Here is a 23,129-nt window from a genome sequence, read left to right on the forward strand (position 1 = left end):
TTACCACCGCCTCATACGCCTGCACCCACGGTAGAGGGCGGTTCCCCGATCAAACAGTCACGACCATAAATGCCCAGCTCAGACACTCACTGAGGACGAGCTACACCCAAGGATGATTGCGTGGTGCGGGGGCGGATGATGGTGGTGGCCCCGAGGTTGGTCGAGGATGTCCATCAAACCCTCTTCGGAGACGATCATGCCATACGGGTCGCACGGCCGCCCTTAAGGGACAGCGGCAGCCGGGCCCAGCGCTTGAGGATCGCGAACTCCTTCCAGGGGCTGCTGCTGACCGTCTCCTTATAGATGACCGCCCACTTGCCCTTGAGGTAGAACCGGGCGGGCGTGTCGTCGGCGTGGGTGAACTGGATGACGGCGTCGCGGCGGCCCAGGGACACCGGCTGGTGCACGTAGCGGAAGCGGAACGGCCTGGGCTCCTTGCCCCGCACCTCACGCGCGAGCGAGGCGGCGGCGTGGGCGCCGGTCGGGATGCCGCTCTGGCACGTCCCATGGATCACGCCGTACTTCTGACGGATCGCCGCGGCGTCGCCGATCGCGTAGACCTCGGGGTGGGAGACCGAACGCAAGGCGGCGTCGACCACGATCCGGCCCCGCCCGTCGACCTCGACCCCGGCTTCGGCGGCCAGCGGCGACACCTTGACACCGGTCGTCCACAGGACCGCGTCAGCGGCGAGGAGCTCGCCGCCGTCCAGCTCCACCGCTTCCGGCATCACCTTGGTCACGGACACGCCGGTCCGCACCTCGACGCCGAGCCGGTCGAGCCCGGCCAGCAGGTAGGTACGCGCCTTCGCGCCCATCATCGCTCCGAGCTCGCCCCGGCTGAGCAGGACGACCCGCACGGACGGGTGCTGCTCGGCGATCTCGGCCGCGGCCTCGATCCCGGTCAGACCGCCCCCGCCGACGACGACGGTCGCGCCCGCCACCAGGCGAGAGGTGAGACGGGCGGCCTCGTCCGCGCTGTTCAGCGTGACCGCGTGCTCGGCCACGCCCGGCACCATGCCGATGTCGGCGACGCTGCCGAGCGCGCAGACGAGCTTGTCGTACTCCAGCGAGCGGCCGTCGGCGAGCGCCACCCGGCGGGCGCCGGCGTCGATCGCGGTCACCCAGCCTTGGACGAACTCGACGCCCGTGCCTTCGAGCATCTCCGGGATCCGCAGATCGGCCAGTTTCTGCCCGGTGGCGACTTGGTGCAGCCGCAGCCGCTCGGTGAAGCGGGTGCTCGGGTTCACCAGGGTCACGCGGACGTCCTCGCCGCGGGTGCGGCGCGCGACGGCGGCCACGGCGGTCATTCCGGCGTATCCCGCTCCGAGAATCAGGATGTTCATGGCTGATGTCCTAATCAGTCGTAGCGGGTCCGCCGGTGCGGCGGACCCGCTGGTTGGTAGCCGTCCGGCGGGTGAGCACTCGTGTGTCCTGGACGTCGAGTCCTGATGAAAGACAGTGCCTCTGCTGGTTGGCCGGGAGAGTTGATCGCTTCTGGGATGTCGTGGCCCGCCGACGGTGTTGGCGTGACCAGCACCCGGTCGACGAAGACCACAGTGTGCTCGGGGCCTGCGCCCTCAGCGCAGCCGCTCGTGCCCGCGCCGCCCGGTCAGCACGTCCTGCCGGCGCGAGGTCCAGCGCGGGGCGATTTCCTCGATCAGGTGACCCAGGTGTTTACGGGAGATCCCGGTGAAGGCGGAATGCGAAAGGCGGTACAGCCCAGCCAGGCTTAGACACCCTGGCATGATCCCGTACGGCATTCTCGTTCATCCGCTTGAGACCAACGTCGGGTCGCCGACCAAGATCACGATCTAATCGTGCGCGAGGTCGTTAGCCGGGCCGGGATTCTCAGCCGGCCCGGCCGTGCGCCTCCACCGAAAGGTCCTGCCAGTCGTCCCAGGTCTTGAGCCGGTCGGCATAGGCCTGCTGGATCATCGGGTAGAAACCCTGACCGAAGAGCACCCGCAGAGGCGGGTTACCGGCGTCGACAATCTTGAGGAGTGCTTGAGCCGCGGCGGCCGGGTCGCCGGCGGGCAGCTTGCCCGCCACCCCAGCGAGTGCCCGGCGGAGACCGTCGTAGATCGGGTTGGGCTCGACCTTGTAGCCGTTGTTGAGCGGATTCGGGTTCTTGCCGGACCTGGTGGCGAAGCCGCCGGGCTCGACCATGGTCACCTTGATGCCGAAGCCGGCAACCTCGCCCGCAAGAGATTCGTTCAGCGCCTCCAGAGCCCACTTCGAGGCGTGGTACGCGCCACCGAGCGGCATGGCGATGAGCCCGGCCGCCGAGGACATCTGGATGATGTGCCCCGACCCTTGCTCGCGCAAGTACGGCAGCGCGGCCTGGATGACCCGCATCGCGCCGAACACGTTGGTCTCCAGCTGATCGCGCAGTTGCTCCTCCGTCAGCTCCTCGATCGCACCGAACTGGGCGTAGCCGGCGTTGTTCACGATGACGTCGAGCCGGCCGAAGTGCTCCTTTGCCCGCTTCACGCTCTCGAAGACGGCGACCTTGTCGGTCACCTCCAGCTCCAGCGGGAGCACCGCGTCACCGTAGGCTGCGACCAGCTCATCAAGGCTGCCGGTGTTCCGCGCGGTCGCGGCCACCTTGTCGCCGCGAGCCAGGGCGGCCTCGACGAAGTTGCGGCCCAGACCGCGCGACGAACCGGTGACGAACCAAACCTTGCTCATGATCTCATTCCATTCTTCGTTTTGCTGGGTTGCCAGCATCTCGTGGTCGACAACCCGCTTCTGGTGTGGCTCGTGACCTGCGCCACGTGAGCTTCCCCCAGTACGGGGTGGCCGCATTACCGGGTGGTGATCAGCCGCCGAACGCGCGTGCGTTGTCGTGTGCCCAGTCGGCGAAGGTGAGTGCGGGCCGGCCCAGCAGCTCTTCCACGGTGGCGGTGGTGGGGCCCGGACGGCTGGCGTAGTCGGCCAGGGAGCCGAGCAGGCGGGCCGGGACCTCCTCGGGCAGCCCTTGCGCGAGCAGGCCCTGCCGTACCTGCTCGGGCGGGAGCTCCTGGAACGACAGCTCCCGGCCGATGGCTGCGCCGATGAGGCGCACCTTCTCGAACTGATCCAGTGACTGCGGCCCGGTCAGCGTGTAGACCTTTCCCGCGTGGGCGCTGGTGCGGAGGGCTTGTACGGCGACGGCCGCGATGTCGGTTTCGTGGATCGGGGAGGTGGCGGCCTGGCCGTACGCGCCGCGCACCACGTCGCCGGCCTTCAGCTGGGGCGCCCAGGCCAGGGCGTTGGCGGCGAAGTCGGCCAGGCGCAGCACCGTCCAGTCCAGGCCGGAACTCATGACGAGCTCCTCGGCGAGCTTGAACTGGGCGGCGAAGCGGGCTTCCCCGGCTGGATACTCCACGGTGGTGGCCGATAGCAGCACCGCACGCCGTACGCCTTGCTTGGCGGCCAGCTTCAGCAGGTCGCCGAGGCCGGGACCGGCGGCGCGCGGGCTGATCTGGATGGCTTCCGCTCCTTCCAGCGCCTGCTCGATCCACTGGGGATGGAACAGGTCTCCGTTGACGGCTCTCACGCGATCAGGGAGCTTGGCCTCGGCGGGGCTACGGGTGACCGCGGTGACGGCGGTGACGTCCTGGAGCAGCTGGTTCATCACCTGGCGTCCCACGACGCCGTTGGCTCCGGTGATCAGGATCATGGCGGTTGTCTCTTTCGGTCGATATGTGGACACAGCGTCAGGCCGGCGTCGGGCCGAAGTCCTGCGCGCGGGAGGTGACCCACTGGTCGTAGGTGAAGGCCGCCCGCCCGGTGACCTCCTCGATCGTCGGCAGGACCGGTGCGGTCTTGCCGTCCCATTCGGCGAGCCCGGCGATCATGTCGTCGATCGCGGGGGCAGGCATACCGTGGTGGAGCATCTGCTCCCGGAACAGCTCGTGAGGCAGTTCCTCGAAGCGCAGCGGCCGCCCGATCGTCTCGGCGATGATCCGCACCCGGTCGATCCCCGTCAGCGACTGCGGCCCGCTGAGCAGGAAGGACTCGCCCACGCGCTCATCGAGGAGTGCCCGGACGGACACGGCGGCGATGTCGCGCGGGTCGACCGGGGCCACGGCGGCGTTGCCGTACACGCCGCGGACGACGTCGCCGGCCTTGATCTGCGGCGCCCAGGCCAGGTCATTGGTCGCGAAGTAGCCGGGGCGGACGAATGTCCACGCCAGCCCGGAGGCGGCGACGGCCTGCTCCAGGCTCAGGTGCTGTTCGCCGATCCACGAAGGTGTCGGGTACGTGACCGCCGCGGAGGACAGCAGGACGACGTGCTGCAGGTCGGACAGCCGGGCCGCGTCGAGGAAGGCGTCGAGCCCGGTGAAGACGGGGAACAGGAATGCCCGCTCCACGCTGTCCAGCGCCTCCGACAGGGTGTCCGGCTGGGTGAGGTCGCCGGGCACGACCTCGACTTGCTCGGGGAAGGAATGGCCGCCGGGGTTGCGGGTGATGACGCGGATCTTCTCGCCGGCGTCGAGCAGCTGGGTGACGACGTGGGATCCGACGTTTCCGGTGGCGCCGGTTACCAGGATCATGGTGGAGATCTCCTTTATTCGGTGAGTCGACCCGTCGGGTCGAGGTCGGGGGTGAGCGCGGCCAGGCGGGCGAGCTCGGGGGCGGGTTCGAGCAGGGCGCGGCTGCCGACCAGGAGTTCGCGCTCGTCCATCGAGACTTCGAGGGTCTTGGTCAGCGTTTCGTCCAGCTCGGGGTAGTCGCTGCGGTTGTGGCAGCCCCTCGTCTCCCTGCGAGCAATCGCCCCCAGAACGGTCGCCTTGGCCACGAGCAGCGATGCCTGCAGGTCGAGCAGGTGGGCGAGGTCCTCGTGGCCTTCGGCGGTGGGGGACACATCCACCTGCTGTGCCTGTTCGGTCAGAGCCTCTATGCCGAGCAGCGCCTGCTTCAGCCCGTCCTCGTCGCGGACCACGCCACAGCGCTCCCACATGAGGTCGCGCAGGTCGCGCTGGAGCGGACGGGCGAACTCGGCGCCCCGCTTGATCAGCGAGGCGAGCCGTTCGTTGGCGGCGGCCACGACGGCGGCGGGACGGTTGATGGTGGTCCGGTCCCTGGCCCAGGCGGCTGCCGCCTGGCCGGCGCGGCGGCCGAAGACGATGGTCTCGGCCAGGGAGTTGCCGCCGAGGCGGTTGGCGCCGTGGACGCCGGCGGTGACCTCGCCGGCGGCGTACAGGCCGGTCAGGTCGGTGGCTGTGGTCTCGGCGTCGACGACCACGCCGCCCATGGAGTAGTGGGCGGTGGGGGCGACCTCCATGGGGGTGGTGGAGATGTCGAGCAGCTGGTGGTCCAGGAACTGGCGGTACATGCGTGGCAGCCGTTCCAGGATCAGGGCCTTGTCCTGATGGGAGATGTCAAGGAATATCCCGCCGTGCGGTCCGCCCCTGCCTTCGGTGATCTCGGTGTAGCAGGCCAGAGCGACCCGGTCGCGAGTGGAGAGTTCCAGGCGTTCGGGATCGTAGGCGGCCATGAAGCGTTCGCCGTTGGCGTTGTAGAGCCGTCCGCCCTCGCCGCGCACCGCCTCGGTGACCAGGGTGCCGGCGATCTCTTCTGGATGGGTCATGCCGGAGGGGTGGAACTGCACCAGCTCCAGGTCGGCCAGTCGGCAGCCGGCGCGCAGGGCCAGGCTCATGCCGTCGCCGGTGTTCTCGTCGCGGCGTGAGGAACTGCGCCGCCACATCCGGGTGTGCCCGCCCGCGGCCAGCACCACGGCGTCGGCGTAGATCGCGGTCCTGGTCCCGGTGTCCAGGTCGAAGCCGAAGGCGCCGAAGCATTCGCCGTCGGCGTGCAGCAGCTCCGTGACGTAGAAGCGTTCCCGCATCGGGATGCCCTCGCTCTTGCGCGCGAGGGTCTCGAGGACGGCACGGCCGGTCCAGTCGCCGGCGAAGCAGGTGCGCCGATAGGTGTGCGCGCCGAAGAACCGCTGGTCCAGGCGGCCGTCAGGGAGCCGGGAGAAGCGGGCGCCCCAGTCGGCGAGCTCGCGAACCGCATCCGGTGCCTCGCGGACCAGGATCTCGATCATCGCGGGGTCGCCGAGGCCGTAGCCCTCCTTGTAGGTGTCGGCGAAGTGCTGCTGCCAGCTGTCCTGGGGGTCCCTGGTGCCCAGCACGGCGTTGATGCCCCCGGCGGCGAGCACGGTGTGGGCGTCCGTTCGGGCGCGCTTGCCCACGACGAGCACCTCGCAACCGGCATCGGTGGCGGCGATCGCCGCCCGTAGCCCGGCCGCGCCGGACCCGATGACCAGGACGTTGACGGCGTGGATCTGGATGTCAGTGGTGATGGGCATACAGGTCTCCAGCGATAGCTTCGGCGTCCTCACCCTGTGGCGAGCGGGGCGGGTACACCCGCTGAGGAAGCTCGGGGTCGGGGTTGTCGAGCGGTACGGCGTCGCCTCTGACCAGGCCGAGTTGCACGACCTGGCGCGGCAGCACGGCGTCCAGCAGCCAGTCGGCGGCGACCCTGATCCGGTTGCCCGGCATGACGTACAGGTGGTAGCCCCGGGTGACCAGCTTCGCGGCCACTCCGGACAGCGACACGCCCAGCGGGTCCGCCGCTGCCTGCCAGCCGCCGAGGTCGACCAGGAAACCGAGATTGCGGTGCTTGTACGGCTTGGCGCCCCGGCCCAGCCCGAGTGAGGCAGCGACGTTGCGGGCCACGGCCGCGCCGTGCCGTTCGGCGTGCTGCCCCGTCATCGGGGTGATCTCGCCCGGACCGGCCAGGTCGGGCACTGCGGCCGCGTCGCCGGCTGCGTAGATCTCCGGGTGGCCGCTCACCGCCATGAACTCGTCGGTCTGGATCCTGCGGCCCACCGTGGGCAGGCCGAACGCATCGATGACCGGATCGGGACGGACGCCCGTCGTCCAGACGATGGTCCTGGCCGGGACGAACTCACCATCGCTGAGCAGCACTCCGTCCGGCGCGGCCTTGCGCACTGTGGTGCCCAGCCGCAGCTCGGCTCCGCGCTTGCGCAGGACCCGCTCGGCGGTTCTGCCCAGGGAAGGGCGCAGTTCGGGCAGGACGCGGTCGTCGTACTGCACGACGATCCAGCGCACCGGCACGCCGGCCAAGCTCCGGTACCTGCGCTGCAGAGACCGGGTGAACAACTGCCCGACAGCGGCCGTCTCGGTGCCCGTATAGCCCGCTCCGACCACGACGAAGGTCAGCCGGGCCCGCCGCTCCTCCGGGTCGTCGGCGACGGCGGCCAGCTCGACCTGCCGGATGATGTGGTCGCGCAGGTAGAGAGCTTCGGGCAAACCCTTCAACCCGTGGCTGTAGGTCTGGCTGCCCTCGATCGGCAGGACCTTGTTCACCGCGCCCACGCTGACGATCAGCCGGTCGTAGCCGACCTGCCGCGATCGGCCCTCGGAGTCGACGTAACGGACCTCTCGCTGATCGGTGTCCAGGCCGGTGACGGTGCCGGGCAGCAACCGGGTGTACGGCAGCGCGGCGGCCAGGGACACCGCGACATGGCGCGGATGCACGATCCCGGCCACCACGTCCGGCAGCAAGGGCTGGTAGAGCATGAAATCGGTCGGGTTCAGCAGGGTGACATCGATCTCCCGCCGGTGCTTGCGGTTCAGAACCCGCGCGGCGTTGTAGCCGGCGAACCCACCGCCGATGATCACGACTCGCGGTCGATGCGTCATGGTCTCTCCTCAGTCCGCTTGATGTCGGCTCTCCAAATGGTGGATTTGCGGCCAATCCGGATCAACGACGCAGTTCGCTATGCTCCGGTAAGCGCGACTTACCGATGGAAGGCGAACGTGGAGCTTCGTGACATCGAGATCTTCCTGACGCTCGCCGAAGAGTTGCACTTCGGGCGAACCGCCGAGCGCTTACATATCACCCACGCGCGGGTCAGTCAGGTGATCAAGCAGCAGGAGCGGAAGATCGGCGCCGACCTGTTCTACCGGACCAGCCGGACCGTACGGCTGACGCGGATCGGCGAGCAGCTCAGAGATGACCTCCTACCCCTGTACGCCGGGCTCAATGACAGTGTGCGGCGCGCCCAACTGGCCGCCCAAGGCGTCACCGGCGTGCTCCGCGTCGGCATGCTTCCCGCCAACGCCCACGACCTGCGCCCCTATTGGGACTCCTTCCGTGCTCGCCATCCACAGTGGCGGCTGCACATCCAGAGCGTCCGATTCAATGACGCCTTCGCCGTGCTGCGCCGCGGAGACATCGACGTCCTTGTCACGTGGCTACCGGTGGAAGAGCCCGACCTCACCGTGGGACCGGTCCTGTTCGCCGACCCCCGGGTGCTGGCCGTCTCCGCAGACCACGAGCTCGCCCAGCGGACGTCGGTCTCGCTGGACATGGTCGCCGATTTCCAGCACCCCGACACCGAAACCGGGCCTGACTACTGGTTCGACACCTTCGCGCCGCGCCAGACCCGCCGCGGTCGCATGATCGAACGTGGCCCTTTCGTGCGAGACACGGAGGATGCCCTCACCCGGACCAGCATGGCGGAGATCGTCACCCTCTTCCCCGCCCACATGACCCGCTACTGGGTACGGCCGGACATCGCCTATCTGCCCGTCAAGGACATGGGCGCACTGCTGTACGGCATGGTGTGGCGCAGCAGCGAGACCGACAACGAACTCATCAGGTCCCTCGCACGGGTCGCACATGACCTCGGAAGTCTCAAGAGCTGATGGAGCAGAACTCGGCTGTCGGCAGTAAGTCAGGGTTACCGGAGCATGACGTGATCCATCGTTGATCCTCACGGCCGCGGAATCCCACGATTGGCGGCATGAAATCGACGATGGAAACCCTTCGCCGTGACTTCGCCGGCGACATCATCGAACCGGACGCGGAGCAGTACGCCCGACCGCAGCCACTGGTCCACGCATGAAGGGCCTGCTTGTACGGCTGTCGCGGCCGGGCGGCCGGACGGACCACTGGTCGTTCCTGTTCGGCCAGATCGCGATCCACAGCCTGATCGTGCTGATCATCACCGGGGTCTTCCTGGCCTTCCTGTATGACCCCGATACGACCCAGGTGATCTACCAGGGCGCCTACATTCCGCTGCGCGGTGTGCCGGTCAGCCGCGCCTTCGACTCCACGATGGAGATCAGCCTGGAGGTACGCGGAGGTCTGCTGATGCGGCAGATCCACCACTGGGCCACGCTGATCCTCGTCGCCGCCATCTGCCTGCACCTGCTGCGGCTGTTCTTCACCGGCGCCTTCCGCCGCCCCCGCGGCCTGAACTGGCTGATCTGGGTCGGCCTGTTCCTCCTGGCGATCGCCGCGGGCGTGACCGGTGGCATCCTGCCCGACGACATGCTGTCGGGCGGCAGCCTCGTGCTGATCCAGGGCGTCACCCAGTCCATCCCGCTCATCGGTACCTACCTGACCGGTCTGCTGTTCGGTGGCGCCGTCCCCGGTGATCAGGTCATCGCACTGTTCTACTGGCTGCACGTGCTGATCGTCCCGGTGCTCATGTACGAGCTGCTGGTGGCCAGACGCTGGCTGCTGCAGAGGCACGGTCGTACCCACTATCCGGCCGCCACCGCGGTGCCGCCGCTCAGCTCGCTGGCGTTGTTCTTCGCCACCTGCGCCGTGCTCACACTGCTGGGCACCGTCGGGCAGATCAACCCCATCTGGCTGTACGGCCCGGCCAACCCGAGCATCACCAGCTCGGGAGCCGTACCCGACTGGTACATGGGCTTCCTGGACGGCGCCCTGCGCATCATGCCCGCCTGGGAACCCGTCGTCTTCGGCCACCCGCTCACCTTGTCGATCCTCATCCCCGCTCTCATCGTGCCGGGCGCCTTCTTCACCGTCCTGGCGGCATATCCGCTCATCGAACGCAGGCTCACCGGTGACCGTACGCTCCACCACGTCCTGGACCGGCCCCGCGAGGCGGCTGTCAGGACCGGGCTCGGCGCGGCGGGCATGACTTTCTTCGGCCTGCTGTGGGCGGCGGCGGCCAACGACCAGATCGCCCACCAGTTCGACCTGTCGCTCTTCGCGGTGACCTGGTTCTTCCGCATCGCGGTACTCGCCGGTCCCGTCGTGACCTTCGAGGTCACCCGACGCCTGTGCCTGGCCCTGCAAGCGCACGAGCGGGAAGAACGCGCGCACGGCATCGAGACCGGCATCATCCGCCGCTCGCCCAGTGGCGGGTACGCCGAGACGATTACCGCATCCCCCGCGCAGGGACGAATCCCTGCAAGCCAACCCTGAGGAGAACCAACCCATGATTCTTGTCAACGGCGCCACCGGAAACGTCGGATCCCACGTCGTCACCCAGCTGCTCGACGCCGGTGACAAGGTCCGCGCCGTCACCCGTACCCCCGGCAACCGATTCTTCCCCGAGCAGGCCGAGGTCGTGCCCGGCGACCTCACCCAGCCGGACACCCTGTCGGAGGCGCTGGACGGTTTGGAGCGGGCGTTCCTGTTCCCGGTCTTCACCGGGCTCGACGCCTTCCTCGAGGCCGCCCGGCTGTCGGACCTGCAGCATGTCGTGCTGCTCTCGTCCTCGACCGTCACCGGGCGGCCGGCTTTCACCTACGCTCAGTGGGCCGCCCACCGCGCGGCGGCGTTCGGAGGCCGGCGATGACTCTGATCACAGATGAGGCCAGCGGTCCAGCCATGACCAAGGCCACGGTTGGAAGGATCGCCCGCATCAAGCAGATCAACCGGGTCAACCTGTATCAGGCCAAGTTCCTGCGCATCCACGAAGCCGACCTGGCTGGGCCACCTCCCGCCGAACTCTCGCCGGACGCCGACGGCCAACCGGAGCGGGTGCATGTCGAACTGCGCTTCCGCTCCCTGACCGCCGCCGAGGCACTGCTGGCCTTCGGCACCGACGCCGAAGTCCTCGCCCCGGCCGAGCTCCGCCAGGCGCTGGCCCGCAAGGCGGCCGAGGTCGCCGCCCGCTACACCGCTGACACCGACGATCGGTAGGACTGCCACTCCCCTGGGCGGAGCATTTCAGCGCAACTTGCAGACCCACGGGTTGGATCTGATGCGGGCATGACGAACACCGACACCCCGGTGCCCCGTAGGGCCAGGCCCCGGCCTCGCCGCGACGCGGCTCTGCCGGCATCCGCCGTTTCCGCCGCACCGTCGGTATCGCCCTCGGGCGGTACCACCCACGCCGCCGGTGCCGGCCTCGGCCTGCTGTTCTGGTGGATCACCCACCGCTTAGCCGGGACAACACCACCGAAGTGGTCTGCGCGCCCAGTGGGCGTGCAGACCACTTCGCACTTTTGTGCACTCGACTTCGGAAACTGACACCCATCCCGAAAATCTTGGTTCAGTCCTTGAGTTTCTGGACGGGTTTCGGGGCGATGGCGTGAGACGGGCTTCATGATCAATAAGCATAGGGAGGCACGCTCTTGTATCCGGAGCCGGCCGAGAAAGGGCCTTCTCGCCAACTGCACCTGGGAAATCGATGGTAGCTAGGCGACGTAGGCGACGCTTATAGGTGAGGTTCGCCGATGCGGCCGCAGCGCAGGACCGGGGAGCCTGAGTGTGCCTGCGCGGGACGGCCGTAACATTCCCACCTTCGAGTGGCGAGGACGCCCGCACCTACAGGCCCCCGCTGTCAACGAAGGGAAGACAAACAATGGCACGCACACCACTGGCTCCGGAGAACAGTGCGATCGTCCTGATCGACCACGAGGTCGGCTTCTCCAACCTGATCCGGTCGCACACCCTCGAGGAGACCATCGACGGCGCGGTCGCCCTGGCGCAGATCGCGAAGGCCTTCGACATGCCGCTGGTCGTCACGGCGGGATACGACGACTCGCCTGCCGGGCCGCTGTACCCGGAGGTCGCCGAAGCCCTAGGCGACACGCCCGTCCACCACCGCACCGAAGGCTTCGACGCCTTCTACGACAAGGGTTTCTCCGCCGCGATCGAGGCGACCGGGCGGAAGCGGCTGATCATGGCGGGCATTCAGACCGATGTCTGCCTGGCGCAGACGGCCCTGACCGCCCTCGACCGCGGCTACGAGGTGTACGGGGTGATGGACGCCTCCGCCGCCACCACCAGGGAGACGCACGACCTGGCCGTCCTGCGGTTGATCCAGGCCGGGGTGATCCCGACGAACTGGCTGGCCATCGGGTCCGAGCTGCAGCGTTCCTGGACCGAGGAGAAGACCGCGCCGGGGTTCGCCAAGGTGATCTACGAACACCTGCGTTCGTGGCGGCATCAGAACGCGCTCACCACGAATGTCCGCGAGTTCGCGGACAAGGCCGAGTAGGCACTTAGATCCGAGCACCACCGCACATGGTGGCCGACGGTGAACTGTCGGCCACCATGCACTCCCGGGCCGATCGTTATCTGTGCAATATCCCTTGAGTCTTTGTATCGCTGCCTGACGCCGGTTCCGGCGTGAAAATGCGGTGCTGACCCGCCATACCCGAAGGGTCCGGCTGCGAGGTTCGATCGGTTTCGGCGATCGTCGTGGTGGTGCCAGACTTCTGCGTCACGATGGTCGGGCGCGCCGCCTGCGACGTCGAGTGAACTTGGCGCGGTAGAGCCCGTCCTTGAGTCTGACGCCGGGTACCGATCTTTCTAGGGCTGTTCCTTGTCGCTACGTGCACGCGGGCCAGATTTTCCGCTCGCCCCGGTACCCCGGGCGGCGTGCTCCGTACCCCCGATCAGGAGTGAGGCCACGTGGAGGATGTTGAGGACGAGCCACTGTACCTGGGCCGGGTATGCGGGCTGGACGTCGCCAAGGGCCAGGTGGATGCGTGTATACGGGTGCCCAGCGACAAGAACCCCAAGCGCCGCGCTCAAGAGGTCCGTACGTTCGGCACTACCAAGAGAGAACTGCTGTCCATACGGACGGCCTGCCTCGCGGCCGGGATCAGGTTCTTCCACCGGCTGATCGGCTCTGCCCCGGGTCGCCAGTCGTTGATCCGGGCGCCGGCGCTAGTGCCCGTCCAGGTAGGCCAGGACGCGGGGGGCTGGATGGCGGTCCAGATTGTGCCGGGCACGGTCGTAGGCGCGGGTCAGCGTGGCCCATGGCGTCCTGGACGTCACGCAGCGCGGCGCCGGCGTCCAAACTGGGCGAGGGTGGCGAAGGTGTGCCGCAGGCCGTGCGGGGACAGCCGGGCGGCGGCGGGGATGCGGGCGTCGCGGGCTATGCGGCGAATCAGCTTGGTGATCGCCCAGCGGTCCATCCGGCGGCCGCCGGGGTGCGGGCCGGAGGGCTCGGTGACGAACAACGGCCCGGCCAGCTGCTCGCGGGTGGTCCCGGCGCGATCGGCGCGATCGGTCAGGTAGTCCTCGAGGGCGGCGGCGATCGGTGGGGCGAGCGGGTAGCTGCGCTTCTTGCCGCCCTTGCGGACGACGGTGAGGGTGCGGTAGCCGCGCCGGTAGCCGAGATCGGCCATGTCGGCTGCGCACACCTCCGCCACCCGCAGCCCGTCGGTGAGCAGCAGCCCGAGCAGCGCGGCGGTGCGCAGCCGCACGGGGCGCGGATCTGCGCCGGCGGCGGCCAGGAAGGCGGCCGCCTCGGTGCGGGACAGGCTGACGGTGGCGCTGTGGTCGCGGTCGACGGCGGGCCGTTTCAGTCCGGCGAGGGGGTTGCGGGCGGCGGCGTCGTGGTCGATCAGGTAGCCGAACCAGGAGGACAGCGCAGCCAGCTTCCGCGCCACGGTGGAGGCGGTGTACCGCTCGGCGAGCGCGGCGGCGTACTCCTCGACGTCGCTGCGGTAGGTGCTCAGCGGGTCGACGCGGCGCTCGCACCAGCGCAGGAAACCCATCAGGTCGCCGTGGTAGGCGGCGGTGGTGGCGGGCGAGGGCCGGGTCTGCAGCCAGACGGCGGTCAGCCGGCGGACGCCGTAGCGGTCGCCCAGGTTGAGGGGGCCGAGGCCGGGCAGCGCGACGACCGCGGCGGTGATGAGGCGTGCCGCTCGGCGACCGGCGCGGCGGCGAGCCGGGTGGCGCTCAGCCGGGGCTGCAGCGGCAGCATCGGCCGGGGCACATCGATCTCGTCGAGCTCGTACACCATAAGAGTCATTATGGGGTACGAGAGGCCTCACACCAGTGATCTTGGCTTCCAGCGAAGTTGATCTCTAGGCGTGTCCGTTTTGTAGCGGTTCCACGAAAGGCGGTTAGGGGCATCCGCTCCGCAGGGGAACTTCGGGCGGCCGCGGGCGAGCCAAGAAGATCGCGATAAGGCCCGATCTTGGGATTGGTCCGTCGGACGCCTACTCAACATGAGCGCACCACCCCACGTGCCCTTGAGAACTTGCGGTAACGGGTTCATGGTCGTCCGCGATGCCCCGGTGAGCCCTGGCCCAGCCTTGAGCGATAGTTGTCGCGATCGAACCGTCGAAGGCGGCTGAGTAGCAGTGCTTACCCGCAATATGGCGGGGGCTGACAGGCGTGAGGGGATCAACGTGGATCCGATCGTTTTGGCTGCGGGCACAGCGCTGGTGACGGCCATGGCCACCGATGCCTGGCAGTCGGCCCGCACTGGCGTGGTCGCGTTGTGGCGTAAGGTCCGCCCCGAGCAGGCCGAAGCTGTCGAGGCGGAACTGGTCGAGGTGCGCGGGCAGGTGCTCGAGGCTCGCAGGGACAGTGACGCCGACACCGAGCAGGCCCTGGCCGGGGCCTGGCAGATGCGGCTGCAGCAGCTGCTGCGCGCCGACCCGTCCCTGGCGGCAGAGATCCAGCGGGTGCTGGACGAGGTGCTCACCCCGGCGCTGGAGCCGGCCGACCAGGCGCGCATCGGTTCGCTGGTGATGAAGGCGAAAGCCAGCGGGCACGGCCGGACCTATCAGGCCGGGCGCGACCAGACCATCAACGAGAAATGAGCGTCCCACCGTCGTCGAGCGATCCCGAGCACCAGCAGCCGCAGGTACGGATGCAGGCCACGGCCGTCGGGTACGCCCGGACGTATCAGGCCGGCCGTGACCAGACCATCAACGAGGTGGTGCTGCCGGATGAGGCGCTGCGGCCGGTCATCGAGGTGGCCGCGCCGCCCCGGCTGGTGAACCTGCCCCGGCACACCGGCGTGTTCGTCGGGCGCGATGATGAACTCGCGGGTCTGGAGGCGGCGCTGCGCAGTGGCGGGGACGTGGTGGTGGCTGCGGTGCATGGGCTGGGCGGGGTCGGCAAGTCCACGCTGGCCGCCCGCTACGCGCGGGCGCACGCCGCTGGGCGCACGGCCGGAGGTGATGGTGCGGGGCTCAATCCGGTGTGGTGGATCACCGCCGATTCGGCTGCGGCGGTGGACGCGGGCCTGGCCGCTCTGGCGGTCGCCTTGCAGCCGGAGCTGGCCACGGCGGTGCCATTGGAGGCGCTGGCGCAGCGGGCCACGGCGTGGTTGGCCGCCCATCAAGGATGGCTGCTGGTGCTCGACAACGTCGTCGATCCCGCTGATGTGCGGCCGTTGCTGGAGCGGACCCTGACCGGGCAGGTGCTGGTGACCAGCCGGCTGGGTGAGGGCTGGCACCGGCTGGACGCCCAGGTGTTACGCCTGGACGTGCTGGACGAACGGGAGGCGGTCGACCTGCTGATCCGGATTGCCGCCGCCGGCCGTTCTGCGGAAGTTGTCCAGGCTGGCCTCAACGAGGAATTACCCGAGGGCATGGACGGGGTGCTGGAGCTGGTGCGCGAGCTGGGCTGCCTGCCGCTGGCCATCGAGCAGGCGGGCGCCTACCTGCACCAGACCCGGCTGAGCCCGCGCGGCTACTTGGAGCTGCTGAGGGCGCAGCCGGCGGTGATGTACGACCGGACCGCCCGCGGCACGGACAGTGAGCGCACCATCGCCTCCCTCTGGCGCCTCACTCTGGACCAGCTGGCCGACACCCCGCTGGCCGGGCAGCTGCTGCGCATCCTGGCCTGGTACGGCGCCGAGCCGATCCCTCGCACCCTGCTGGACGGCCTACACGACGAGCCGCCGGAGGTGCAGCACGCCCTGGGCGAGCTGGCCGCCTACAACATGATCACCCTCGACGGTGACACCGTCACCGTGCACCGGCTGGTCCAAGCCGTCGCCCGCACCCCCGGAGATCAGCATCGTCCAGGCGACCCGCACCGCAAGCCCGCCGACATCGCCACCGCCCGCGGCCGCGCCACTCAGTTGCTGGAGCAGGCTCGCCCCGGCGGGTATGAAGACCCAGCCTCATGGCCGCGGTGGCGAGCGCTCCTGCCCCACATCGACGCCATGTTCAGCTGCACGTCTCCCGACGCTGACATCGCCGATGCTCACGAGCTGCTTCGCAATACCGGCCTGTTCTTGGTGAATCAGGGGGCCATAGGCCGCGCGCTGATCTACCTCAAGCGGTGTATGACCTTGGCGCAACGCGTGTACGACTCCGACCACCCCGCCGTACTGAACACGCGTGCCAGCCTGGCCTACGCCTACCAACTGGCGGGAAATCTGAGGCGAGCGATCCCGCTGCATGAGGCCACGCTGGCCGATCGGGAGCGGGTGCTGGGCGCCGACCACCCCGACACCCTGGCCTCCCGCAACAACCTCGCCGCCGCCTACCGGGCGTCAGGGTATCTGAGGCGAGCGATCCCGCTGCATGAGGCCACGCTGGCCGATCGGGAGCGGGTGCTGGGCGCCGACCACCCCGACACCCTGGCCTCCCGCAACAACCTCGCCCTCGCCTACGACGAGGCGGGGGATCCGGGCCGGGCCATCCCGCTGTACGAGGCGACGCTGGCCGATCGGGAGCAGGTGCTGGGCGCCGACCATCCCGACACCCTGAGCACCCGCGGCGATCTAGCCACCGCACGGGGCAACGCGGGCGATTCGGCGGGTGCCGCTGCCACGCTCGAGAACCTACTAACGGATCAATTGCGGGTGCTGGGCCCCGACCACCCCGACACTCTGAGCACCCGCGGCAACCTGGCGTACTGGCGAGGGGCAACTGGTGATGCGGCCGGTGCCGTGGCCGCGTTCGAGGAGTTGCTGACGGATCATTTGCGGGTGCTGGGCCCCGACCACCCCGACACTCTGAGCACCCGCAGCAACCTGGCGCGGTGGCGAGGGGAAGCCGGTGATGCGGCCGGTGCCGTGGCCGCGTTCGAGGAGTTGCTGACGGATCGGTTGCGGGTGCTGGGCCCCGACCACCCTCGCACCCTGATTGCCCGCCACAACCTGGCGTACCAGCGGGGTGAGATGGGTGATGCGGCCGGTGCGGCGGCCGCGTTCGAGGAGTTGCTGACGGATCGGTTGCGGGTGCTGGGCGCCGACCATCCCGACGCTCTGGGCACCCGCGGCAACCTGGCGTACTGGCGAGGGGAAGCCGGTGATGCGGCCGGTGCCGTGGCCGCGTACGAGGAGTTGCTGACGGATCAATTGCGGGTGCTGCGCCCCGACCATCCCGACGCTCTGGGCACCCGCGGCCACCTGGCGTACCAGCGGGGTGAGATGGGTGATGCGGCCGGTGCCGTGGCCGCGTTCGAGGAGTTGCTGACGGATCGGTTGCGGGTGCTGGGCGCCGACCATCCCGACACTCTGAGCACCCGCAGCAACCTGGCGTACTGGCGAGGGGCAGCCGGTGATGCGGCCGGTGCCGTGGCCGCGTACGAGGAGTTGCTGACGGATCAATTGCGGGTGCTGGGCCCCGACCACCCCGACACTCTGAGCACCCGCAGCAACCTGGCGTACTGGCGAGGGGCAACTGGTGATGCGGCCGGTGCCGTGGCCGCGTTCGAGGAGTTGCTGACGGATCGGTTGCGGGTGCTGGGCGCCGACCATCCCGACGCTCTGGGCACCCGCGGCAACCTGGCGTACCAGCGGGGTGAGATGGGTGATGCGGCCGGTGCCGTGGCCGCGTTCGAGGAGTTGCTGACGGATCAATTGCGGGTGCTGGGCCCCGACCACCCCGACACCTTGGCAACTCAGCGGACTTTTACAAGTCAGCTCATCAAGCGTGGTCGAGACCTGGTAGCGCAGGCTCGGAAATCCAGCCTGCCGATGACAGAAGGGCGTGCCGCAATGCCGGAACCGGAACAGCACGAGGGCAAGGTTTCCTGGCTAGAGCAAGCTCTGGCTTGCTTTCAGGAGGCACTTGATCTCACCGATCCCGAACAGTCTCCGGGCATCTACGGGCTGATTCTGCACGATATCGCCTCGACCCACGAGGCCGCCGGTGATCTCAAGGCGGCCGTCACCCACTATGAGCAGTCCGTCGAGTACAAGCGTCGCAGCGACAATCGCGACGATCTGATCAGCACCATGATCGCGTTCGGGGACTGTCTAATGGCAGGGAGAAACCTTGCCCAGGCGCGCACCATCCTGGACCAGGCGCGTGACGAGCTCGCATCGCTGACCGGACCGAGCCAAGCCGTCATGCTGCACAGCCTGGGCCAGTCCTATGAATCGCTGGGCAAGCTTGGAGTCCGCGATGCTTATCCCGACGCGCTAGGCCTCTATCAGGCCGCTCTGGGACTCGTGTCTCCCGACAGCGACCCCCGCTCTTATGCCACGGTCCTCACCGATATCGCCGATGTGCAGTCCGCACAGGGCAGCCTGCACCAGGCTCAGGCCAACTACGCCCAGGCCGTCGAGTACACTCGCCACCTGCCCGAGGCCGAACGCACCCTGGCATCCAGACTCATCGCTCTCGGCCGCATCCACCGGCGAATCGCGACTACAACCGACACCGCCTCAACGGGGGATCACGCAGGTGGAGAGCCCATCACCTCACCGCTTTCACCTCAACCCGACGATCTCCAGTCCACGGACGACGGCACCACACCCGGCAGTTCAGGGTGAAATGCACCCGCATCCGCATACACACCTACGGCGCCCGGGTCACAGGCGGCCCAGCTCGGCGATGCTGCGGTGTGCGGGACGGTTGGCGGCGGCCGCGCCAACGGGCAAGCCGAACAACGAAGGATAGAAAAGGTAAGTGCACGCACTTATTGGGTCACCTGACCCTGATGTTCGCACCGTCTTTGAGATACTGAGAGACAGGACAGCGTTGATTTCAAGGCTTGGGATGTGGCGCTGACCAGGTGAGAAAGCCTCGGTGTCTGGAAGCACCGGGGCTTCTCGCATGCCCGCCCTCAGGGCTTTCCCTTCCGCACGTCAAGGTGCAGGCATACCGTTCAGATCAGCGCTAGCAGTCGTCTGCGCGCTTGGTCTTCCAGACGTTTCATCCGGGCCCGCGTTCTGCCGCTGCTGGTCAAAGTCCATATCCCAAGCCGAAGATCGACCCTGGAGTAGCGTCGTGCCTCCTGATCGTCCACTGTCCCTTCTCGTCGGCGCGCTGGTCACCCTCGCCTTCATCGGGCTGGCCATCTACATCGTGCGAACCACCCCCGCCAGCACCCGGGCACGGGTCCTCACGGCGACGGCGACGCTGATGGCTTGCTTGCCTGCCGTACTGCTCGCCTTGTACGGGTGGTGAGAAGATGGCCACCCCGCTTGCGGATCACGCAGTGAACTTCCGGAATTTCTGGGACATGCTCACCCCGCAAGAGCAAAGCACGCTACGCGCTCGTAGCTCGGTGAACCGTTATGGCAAGGACACGGTGATCGTCGCGGAGGGGACCGCCACCAGCCAGGTGACCGTCATCCGCTCCGGGTGGGCCAAAGGTGCCACGATCAAGGCTGACCGTCCCGTGCTGCTGCGGCTGTACGGGCCCGGTGAGCTCATCGGCCTCTCGGCCGCGTTGACTGGCACGGCGCCGGCCGAGACGGTGACGGTCACGTGCCACGAGCTGCATGCGATGACGCTGTCCACCCGTAGCTTCGTCGACTTCTTGCGTCGGGCCTCCAACGCCTCCAGTGCCCTGCATCGCATGCAGCAGTGGCGGTTGGAGGAGGCCGATCGGCTGCGCACGATCCGCGATTACCCCACCGCTGCGCAGAGACTGGCCGGGCTTCTCGTGGAGCTCTGTCGGCCAGAAAATGACCCGATCCACCACCTCGACGGCACCATCAGTGTCCCGACAAGCGGCGCTTCTCTCTCCCAGCAGGACTTGGGAAGCTGGATCGGTGACTCACGCAAGACCGTAGTCCGCGCTCTCGCTGACCTACGCAAGATGGAACTGACCAGCAACGCGGGGCTGCCCCGGCATATCAGGATCACAGATCCGGCTCGGCTCCGCGGATTCGCTGCGGCTGCTGACGCCGGCACTGGCACTCCGCCATAAACGTCGCTTATGCGCTGGGGGTCCCGACCAACCACGACGCCCTAAGCTCACCACCGAGGAGACCGCCGAGCGGGCCGTCTCTTACCGGGTCGTTTCCGGCGAGTCGGGAATCTGTCAGTGGGTGGATCTATCGTGGACGCAGCATCGGCTCCATGCCGGGAGTCTTCTTGAACCTCCGATGGCCTAGACGGTCGGGGGAACCCGCAATGACCAGCACGGTCGCGGCAGAGGGACGATGAACGGACGGGTCAACCGCTCATATCGCGTACGCGTGCGGCGGATGAGACTGTAACACCGAGAAGTTCGAGGGGTGTCCGGGCGCCTATGCACCGCCCGGACCAGCAGGCCCAGGCGGCCGCTACGCGCCCTCGTGAGGGCGCTCAACCTCTTCTCGGAGGTAGCCGTGACGCACACGGCCGACATTCAGCAGGACCCCGCCGATGGGGCCGTCCCGGACAACCCGTTCCCGGGTTCAGACAAGGACCCTTGGCCGATGAACTTCTCGGCGGCTTTGAGCCGGGCCACCGGGCTCCCCAGGGAGATTACCGATGGGCTGGCGCCCTATGTGGTTCGTCCCAAGGACCTCCTCACCCGCCACAAGGGCCAGGAAGGCCTCGAGTACCGGCTGAAGCCGGAGGTCATCAAGCGGGATCCGGGCACCGGCCTGGACATCATGGACGTCGTGATGCACGGCTTCGCCGGCAGCCCCGGCGAGCACAACGAACGCATCCGCGGCGCGTTCCACTCGCCCGCTCGTCATCCCGTCGACCCGACCAAGATGCTGCCGCGGCTGGTCACCGGCAAGGGCGTGGACGGCCTGCCCGCGGCGTTCCTGACGACCGAGCAGCCCGTCCCCGGGACTCGGCTCAGCGAGCTGATCAGCACGATGAACAGCGCCCTCGACAGCGCCGACGGTTTCCGCAACTACCGGCTGCAGGACGACATGGCGATCTACGGCCAGAACGAGACCACCCTGCACGCGCTGCTGCTGCGCACGATCGCCGAGCCCGACGGGTTCGGCGGGAGCAGAGTTCGCAGGGTCCTCGACCTCCCCGCGATCAAGGGCGCCAATCGGTCCCGGGCCCGGCTGAAGCTGCACGGCTTGTCGGTGAAGGACATCGTCTTCGGCGTCGACCGGTTTGACCTGGTCCTGGCCGAGGGGGAGGCACCAGCGAAGGTCGCCGACCCCGCAGTGTGGGTGCCGGCGTTCGCCGACGCGCTGCGCGCCGCCTACGGCGACCCCCGGCACCGGCTTCACGAACGCGCACACGCCGCCGCTCGGATCGCGACCATCCGCATGCAGATCATCGTCGGGAGCAGCACCCCTGACGACTTCCACAACGTCGTCTTCGAACCCAACCGGGCCGACCACCGACGGCCGCCTCTGGGCTACACCCTGGTCGAGAAGACCGCTTCCGACCTGCGGGCGGTGCTGCGCGACGCTCGCAAGCAGGGTCTGATCACCGAGGAGGAACGGGCCTGGCTGGCCAGTGAGGGCCCCGACCCTCACCGGGTCCCAGATGAGGACGCCATCACCGCTCGAGACCGCCGCGACCGCGCCCTGTTCGCCGTCGTCTTCCCCCGCGACCCTGAGCGGGCCAAGGCGATCCGCCGCGTCCTGGGCGAACCTGCCCGGACCAGCACTTCCAAGGACCACGTCTGGCACCGGCTGCGGATGGTCTCCTCCGCAGTAGGGGAGGGATACCGGTTCCGCTGGAATCCGCGCGTTCTCGACGGGCTGATCAGCAGCACGTTTATCAAGAACGGTGAACACCTCGCCGACGAGCCTGCGTGGACCGAAGTGCTCGGTACCGGTGGCGAAATCACCGAGCAGGTGCTCGAGAAGTTCCTGACCACCCGAGGAATTCACTGGCTAGCCGAACAGCAGATCCTCCAGGCGGATCGCGGGTCGATCGGCGCGCAAAACGGCGGCGCCGAGGAAACCGACGGGGAAACCCTGACCGACAAGAGGATCCGGCGCTCCGTGGTCGACGCACGACGGGCGCTGTTGCGCCAGCCCCGCCGCACCATCGCCCTGATGCACGAGCTCGCGCGCGCTTCCCTGAACGGGGACATGCCCCGACAGGTTAACGATGACGGAGTCCCGGTCGACGGAACTCGCGCTGACAAGTATTGGTTTGACAACCAGTTCCCGCGCGAGACCACCAAACGCACACCCAAGCCCACCAGCGAGCCCAGCAACACCGATTCGACGCCGCCCCACCAGCCGGAACCATCGGCCGCGGAGATCTACGAAGCCAGCCGCAACGCGTTCTACTCGGCTGTCACCAGTGTTCTGCCCACGGCCATGGCCCACGTGCTGACCGAGGCACGTGAGCTGCTCACCGCCGCGCACGGCGCTGGCCGCACCCCTTTGCACCAGGTCTCGGAGGACGAGCTCAGAGCGCTCCACAAGGCCCTGTACGCCGCGCAGGCTGACCTGCGCATGCTCAAGTCGGCGGTCGCCGACATGCAGGTCGGTGCCACGATCATCGACGCGTCGGAGTCTGAGAGGTTCCTTACCGAAGCGGCCGACGAGGACGCGGCGTGACCGCGCTCTTGCCAGCCGGACCGGTCCTGACCAGACCGCGCCTGGGCGCCCTGCCCCGAGCGGGTGGCCGCTACCTGGAACACGTCTGGTTCCAGCCGGTGCCCTGGGCGCAGCGGTGGCGGTATGAGGAATTGGACATCGTCACCGCGATCTACCTGATCACCGATGCCGATCACCGGCTGCGGTGGCTCGGCCAGGCCAACCGCGCCGACGGCCTGACTGGGCGACTCGCCCGCCACCACGCAGATCTGGACCGACGTGCGGTCTTCACCAAGATCCGTGTGCTGCAGCTCATCCACGACACCCCCGAGGACGTCGTCAACGTCATCGAGGGACGCTGCGCCGACATCCTCGGCATCCGAGAATCCATGCGGCCGCGTAGGTGGCCGTCCGCCCACAACTGGCACGCCCTCGCCGCTTAACGGCGTACCGGATCGACGGGCTGGCCGCCGGCGGGAGGCCAGCCCGTCAGGCTGTGTGC

At 68.4% G+C, this 23,129-nt stretch carries 19 protein-coding genes; 11 read left to right on the forward strand and 8 right to left on the reverse strand.

All coding sequences use genetic code 11. The features are described from left to right. Positions 1 to 194 precede the first annotated feature (194 nt). The 7 genes from Q9G87_RS50605 to Q9G87_RS50635 all read right to left on the reverse strand — a co-directional run bounded on the left by Q9G87_RS50605 (position 195) and on the right by Q9G87_RS50635 (position 7,658). Positions 195 to 1,343: an NAD(P)/FAD-dependent oxidoreductase gene (locus tag Q9G87_RS50605; RefSeq protein ID WP_305923854.1), complete on the reverse strand. Its 1,149-nt coding sequence runs from the start codon at positions 1,341 to 1,343 to the stop codon at positions 195 to 197. Positions 1,344 to 1,577: 234 nt separating this feature from the next. After that, positions 1,578 to 1,760 carry a hypothetical protein gene (locus Q9G87_RS50610; RefSeq protein WP_305923855.1) on the reverse strand — a complete coding sequence of 61 codons (183 nt, stop codon included), beginning with the start codon at positions 1,758 to 1,760 and terminating at the stop codon, positions 1,578 to 1,580. 88 nt (positions 1,761 to 1,848) lie between these two features. Then, positions 1,849 to 2,688: an SDR family NAD(P)-dependent oxidoreductase gene (locus Q9G87_RS50615; protein WP_305923856.1), complete on the reverse strand. Its 840-nt coding sequence runs from the start codon at positions 2,686 to 2,688 to the stop codon at positions 1,849 to 1,851. A 130-nt stretch (positions 2,689 to 2,818) separates the two neighbouring features. After that, positions 2,819 to 3,661: an NAD(P)H-binding protein gene (locus tag Q9G87_RS50620; RefSeq protein ID WP_305923857.1), complete on the reverse strand. Its 843-nt coding sequence runs from the start codon at positions 3,659 to 3,661 to the stop codon at positions 2,819 to 2,821. A gap of 37 nt (positions 3,662 to 3,698) precedes the next feature. Continuing rightward, positions 3,699 to 4,538 (reverse strand): NAD(P)H-binding protein, encoded by an 840-nt coding sequence (locus tag Q9G87_RS50625; RefSeq protein ID WP_305923858.1) that lies wholly within the window; start codon positions 4,536 to 4,538, stop codon positions 3,699 to 3,701. A 14-nt stretch (positions 4,539 to 4,552) separates the two neighbouring features. Next, positions 4,553 to 6,298, reverse strand: a complete 1,746-nt coding sequence (locus Q9G87_RS50630; RefSeq protein ID WP_305923859.1) for an FAD-dependent oxidoreductase — start codon at positions 6,296 to 6,298, stop codon at positions 4,553 to 4,555. After that, positions 6,282 to 7,658: an NAD(P)/FAD-dependent oxidoreductase gene (locus Q9G87_RS50635; protein WP_305923860.1), complete on the reverse strand. Its 1,377-nt coding sequence runs from the start codon at positions 7,656 to 7,658 to the stop codon at positions 6,282 to 6,284. The genes Q9G87_RS50630 and Q9G87_RS50635 overlap by 17 nt, the downstream gene beginning before the upstream one ends. A 117-nt stretch (positions 7,659 to 7,775) precedes the next feature. On the opposite strand from Q9G87_RS50635, the gene Q9G87_RS50640 reads away from it, so the two are divergent. From Q9G87_RS50640 to Q9G87_RS50660, 5 genes are all read left to right on the forward strand, one after another. Continuing rightward, positions 7,776 to 8,666 (forward strand): LysR family transcriptional regulator, encoded by an 891-nt coding sequence (locus tag Q9G87_RS50640; RefSeq protein WP_305923861.1) that lies wholly within the window; start codon positions 7,776 to 7,778, stop codon positions 8,664 to 8,666. Positions 8,667 to 8,862: 196 nt separating this feature from the next. Beyond that, positions 8,863 to 10,200, forward strand: coding sequence for a cytochrome bc1 complex cytochrome b subunit (gene qcrB / locus Q9G87_RS50645; RefSeq protein ID WP_305923862.1), 1,338 nt, complete (start codon positions 8,863 to 8,865; stop codon positions 10,198 to 10,200). A gap of 13 nt (positions 10,201 to 10,213) precedes the next feature. Continuing rightward, the gene (locus Q9G87_RS50650; protein WP_305923863.1) at positions 10,214 to 10,576 is read left to right on the forward strand and encodes an SDR family oxidoreductase; all 363 of its coding nucleotides are present in this window, start codon (positions 10,214 to 10,216) and stop codon (positions 10,574 to 10,576) included. Further along, positions 10,573 to 10,923 carry a WCX domain-containing protein gene (locus Q9G87_RS50655; protein ID WP_305923864.1) on the forward strand — a complete coding sequence of 117 codons (351 nt, stop codon included), beginning with the start codon at positions 10,573 to 10,575 and terminating at the stop codon, positions 10,921 to 10,923. Before Q9G87_RS50650 ends, Q9G87_RS50655 begins: the two co-directional genes overlap by 4 nt. Positions 10,924 to 11,587: 664 nt before the next feature. After that, positions 11,588 to 12,226: an isochorismatase family protein gene (locus Q9G87_RS50660; RefSeq protein WP_305923865.1), complete on the forward strand. Its 639-nt coding sequence runs from the start codon at positions 11,588 to 11,590 to the stop codon at positions 12,224 to 12,226. A gap of 781 nt (positions 12,227 to 13,007) precedes the next feature. Here the strand turns inward: Q9G87_RS50660 and Q9G87_RS50665 are convergent. Continuing rightward, a complete protein-coding gene (locus Q9G87_RS50665; RefSeq protein WP_305923866.1) occupies positions 13,008 to 14,015 on the reverse strand; it encodes a tyrosine-type recombinase/integrase in 1,008 nt (335 codons plus the stop codon). 360 nt (positions 14,016 to 14,375) lie between these two features. Here Q9G87_RS50665 and Q9G87_RS50670 point away from each other — a divergent pair, with 360 nt between their 5' ends. The 6 genes from Q9G87_RS50670 to Q9G87_RS50695 all read left to right on the forward strand — a co-directional run bounded on the left by Q9G87_RS50670 (position 14,376) and on the right by Q9G87_RS50695 (position 23,070). After that, entirely contained in the window at positions 14,376 to 14,792 is a 417-nt protein-coding gene (locus tag Q9G87_RS50670; protein ID WP_305923867.1) for a hypothetical protein, read from the forward strand. Beyond that, the gene (locus Q9G87_RS50675) at positions 14,789 to 18,712 is read left to right on the forward strand and encodes a tetratricopeptide repeat protein (protein ID WP_305923868.1); all 3,924 of its coding nucleotides are present in this window, start codon (positions 14,789 to 14,791) and stop codon (positions 18,710 to 18,712) included. Before Q9G87_RS50670 ends, Q9G87_RS50675 begins: the two co-directional genes overlap by 4 nt. A 457-nt stretch (positions 18,713 to 19,169) precedes the next feature. Next, positions 19,170 to 19,349 carry a hypothetical protein gene (locus Q9G87_RS50680; protein ID WP_305923869.1) on the forward strand — a complete coding sequence of 60 codons (180 nt, stop codon included), beginning with the start codon at positions 19,170 to 19,172 and terminating at the stop codon, positions 19,347 to 19,349. A gap of 4 nt (positions 19,350 to 19,353) precedes the next feature. Next, positions 19,354 to 20,097 carry a Crp/Fnr family transcriptional regulator gene (locus tag Q9G87_RS50685; RefSeq protein ID WP_305923870.1) on the forward strand — a complete coding sequence of 248 codons (744 nt, stop codon included), beginning with the start codon at positions 19,354 to 19,356 and terminating at the stop codon, positions 20,095 to 20,097. A gap of 403 nt (positions 20,098 to 20,500) precedes the next feature. After that, positions 20,501 to 22,648, forward strand: a complete 2,148-nt coding sequence (locus Q9G87_RS50690) for a hypothetical protein (RefSeq protein ID WP_305923871.1) — start codon at positions 20,501 to 20,503, stop codon at positions 22,646 to 22,648. Beyond that, positions 22,645 to 23,070, forward strand: a complete 426-nt coding sequence (locus tag Q9G87_RS50695; protein ID WP_305923872.1) for a GIY-YIG nuclease family protein — start codon at positions 22,645 to 22,647, stop codon at positions 23,068 to 23,070. Before Q9G87_RS50690 ends, Q9G87_RS50695 begins: the two co-directional genes overlap by 4 nt. Positions 23,071 to 23,129 lie beyond the last annotated feature (59 nt).

Origin of the sequence: Nonomuraea turcica (genome assembly GCF_030718205.1) — a bacterium.
GTDB lineage: Bacteria > Actinomycetota > Actinomycetes > Streptosporangiales > Streptosporangiaceae > Nonomuraea.

Bases quoted from the DNA above. Each gene is read 5' to 3' on its own strand.
- Q9G87_RS50605 (WP_305923854.1), bottom strand. From the start codon at position 1,343: ATGAACATCCTGATTCTCGGAGCGGGATACGCCGGAATGACCGCCGTG.
- Q9G87_RS50610 (WP_305923855.1), bottom strand. From the start codon at position 1,760: ATGCCGTACGGGATCATGCCAGGGTGTCTAAGCCTGGCTGGGCTGTAC.
- Q9G87_RS50615 (WP_305923856.1), bottom strand. From the start codon at position 2,688: ATGAGCAAGGTTTGGTTCGTCACCGGTTCGTCGCGCGGTCTGGGCCGC.
- Q9G87_RS50620 (WP_305923857.1), bottom strand. From the start codon at position 3,661: ATGATCCTGATCACCGGAGCCAACGGCGTCGTGGGACGCCAGGTGATG.
- Q9G87_RS50625 (WP_305923858.1), bottom strand. From the start codon at position 4,538: ATGATCCTGGTAACCGGCGCCACCGGAAACGTCGGATCCCACGTCGTC.
- Q9G87_RS50630 (WP_305923859.1), bottom strand. From the start codon at position 6,298: ATGCCCATCACCACTGACATCCAGATCCACGCCGTCAACGTCCTGGTC.
- Q9G87_RS50635 (WP_305923860.1), bottom strand. From the start codon at position 7,658: ATGACGCATCGACCGCGAGTCGTGATCATCGGCGGTGGGTTCGCCGGC.
- qcrB (WP_305923862.1), top strand. From the start codon at position 8,863: ATGAAGGGCCTGCTTGTACGGCTGTCGCGGCCGGGCGGCCGGACGGAC.
- Q9G87_RS50650 (WP_305923863.1), top strand. From the start codon at position 10,214: ATGATTCTTGTCAACGGCGCCACCGGAAACGTCGGATCCCACGTCGTC.
- Q9G87_RS50655 (WP_305923864.1), top strand. From the start codon at position 10,573: ATGACTCTGATCACAGATGAGGCCAGCGGTCCAGCCATGACCAAGGCC.
- Q9G87_RS50660 (WP_305923865.1), top strand. From the start codon at position 11,588: ATGGCACGCACACCACTGGCTCCGGAGAACAGTGCGATCGTCCTGATC.
- Q9G87_RS50675 (WP_305923868.1), top strand. From the start codon at position 14,789: ATGAGCGTCCCACCGTCGTCGAGCGATCCCGAGCACCAGCAGCCGCAG.
- Q9G87_RS50685 (WP_305923870.1), top strand. From the start codon at position 19,354: ATGGCCACCCCGCTTGCGGATCACGCAGTGAACTTCCGGAATTTCTGG.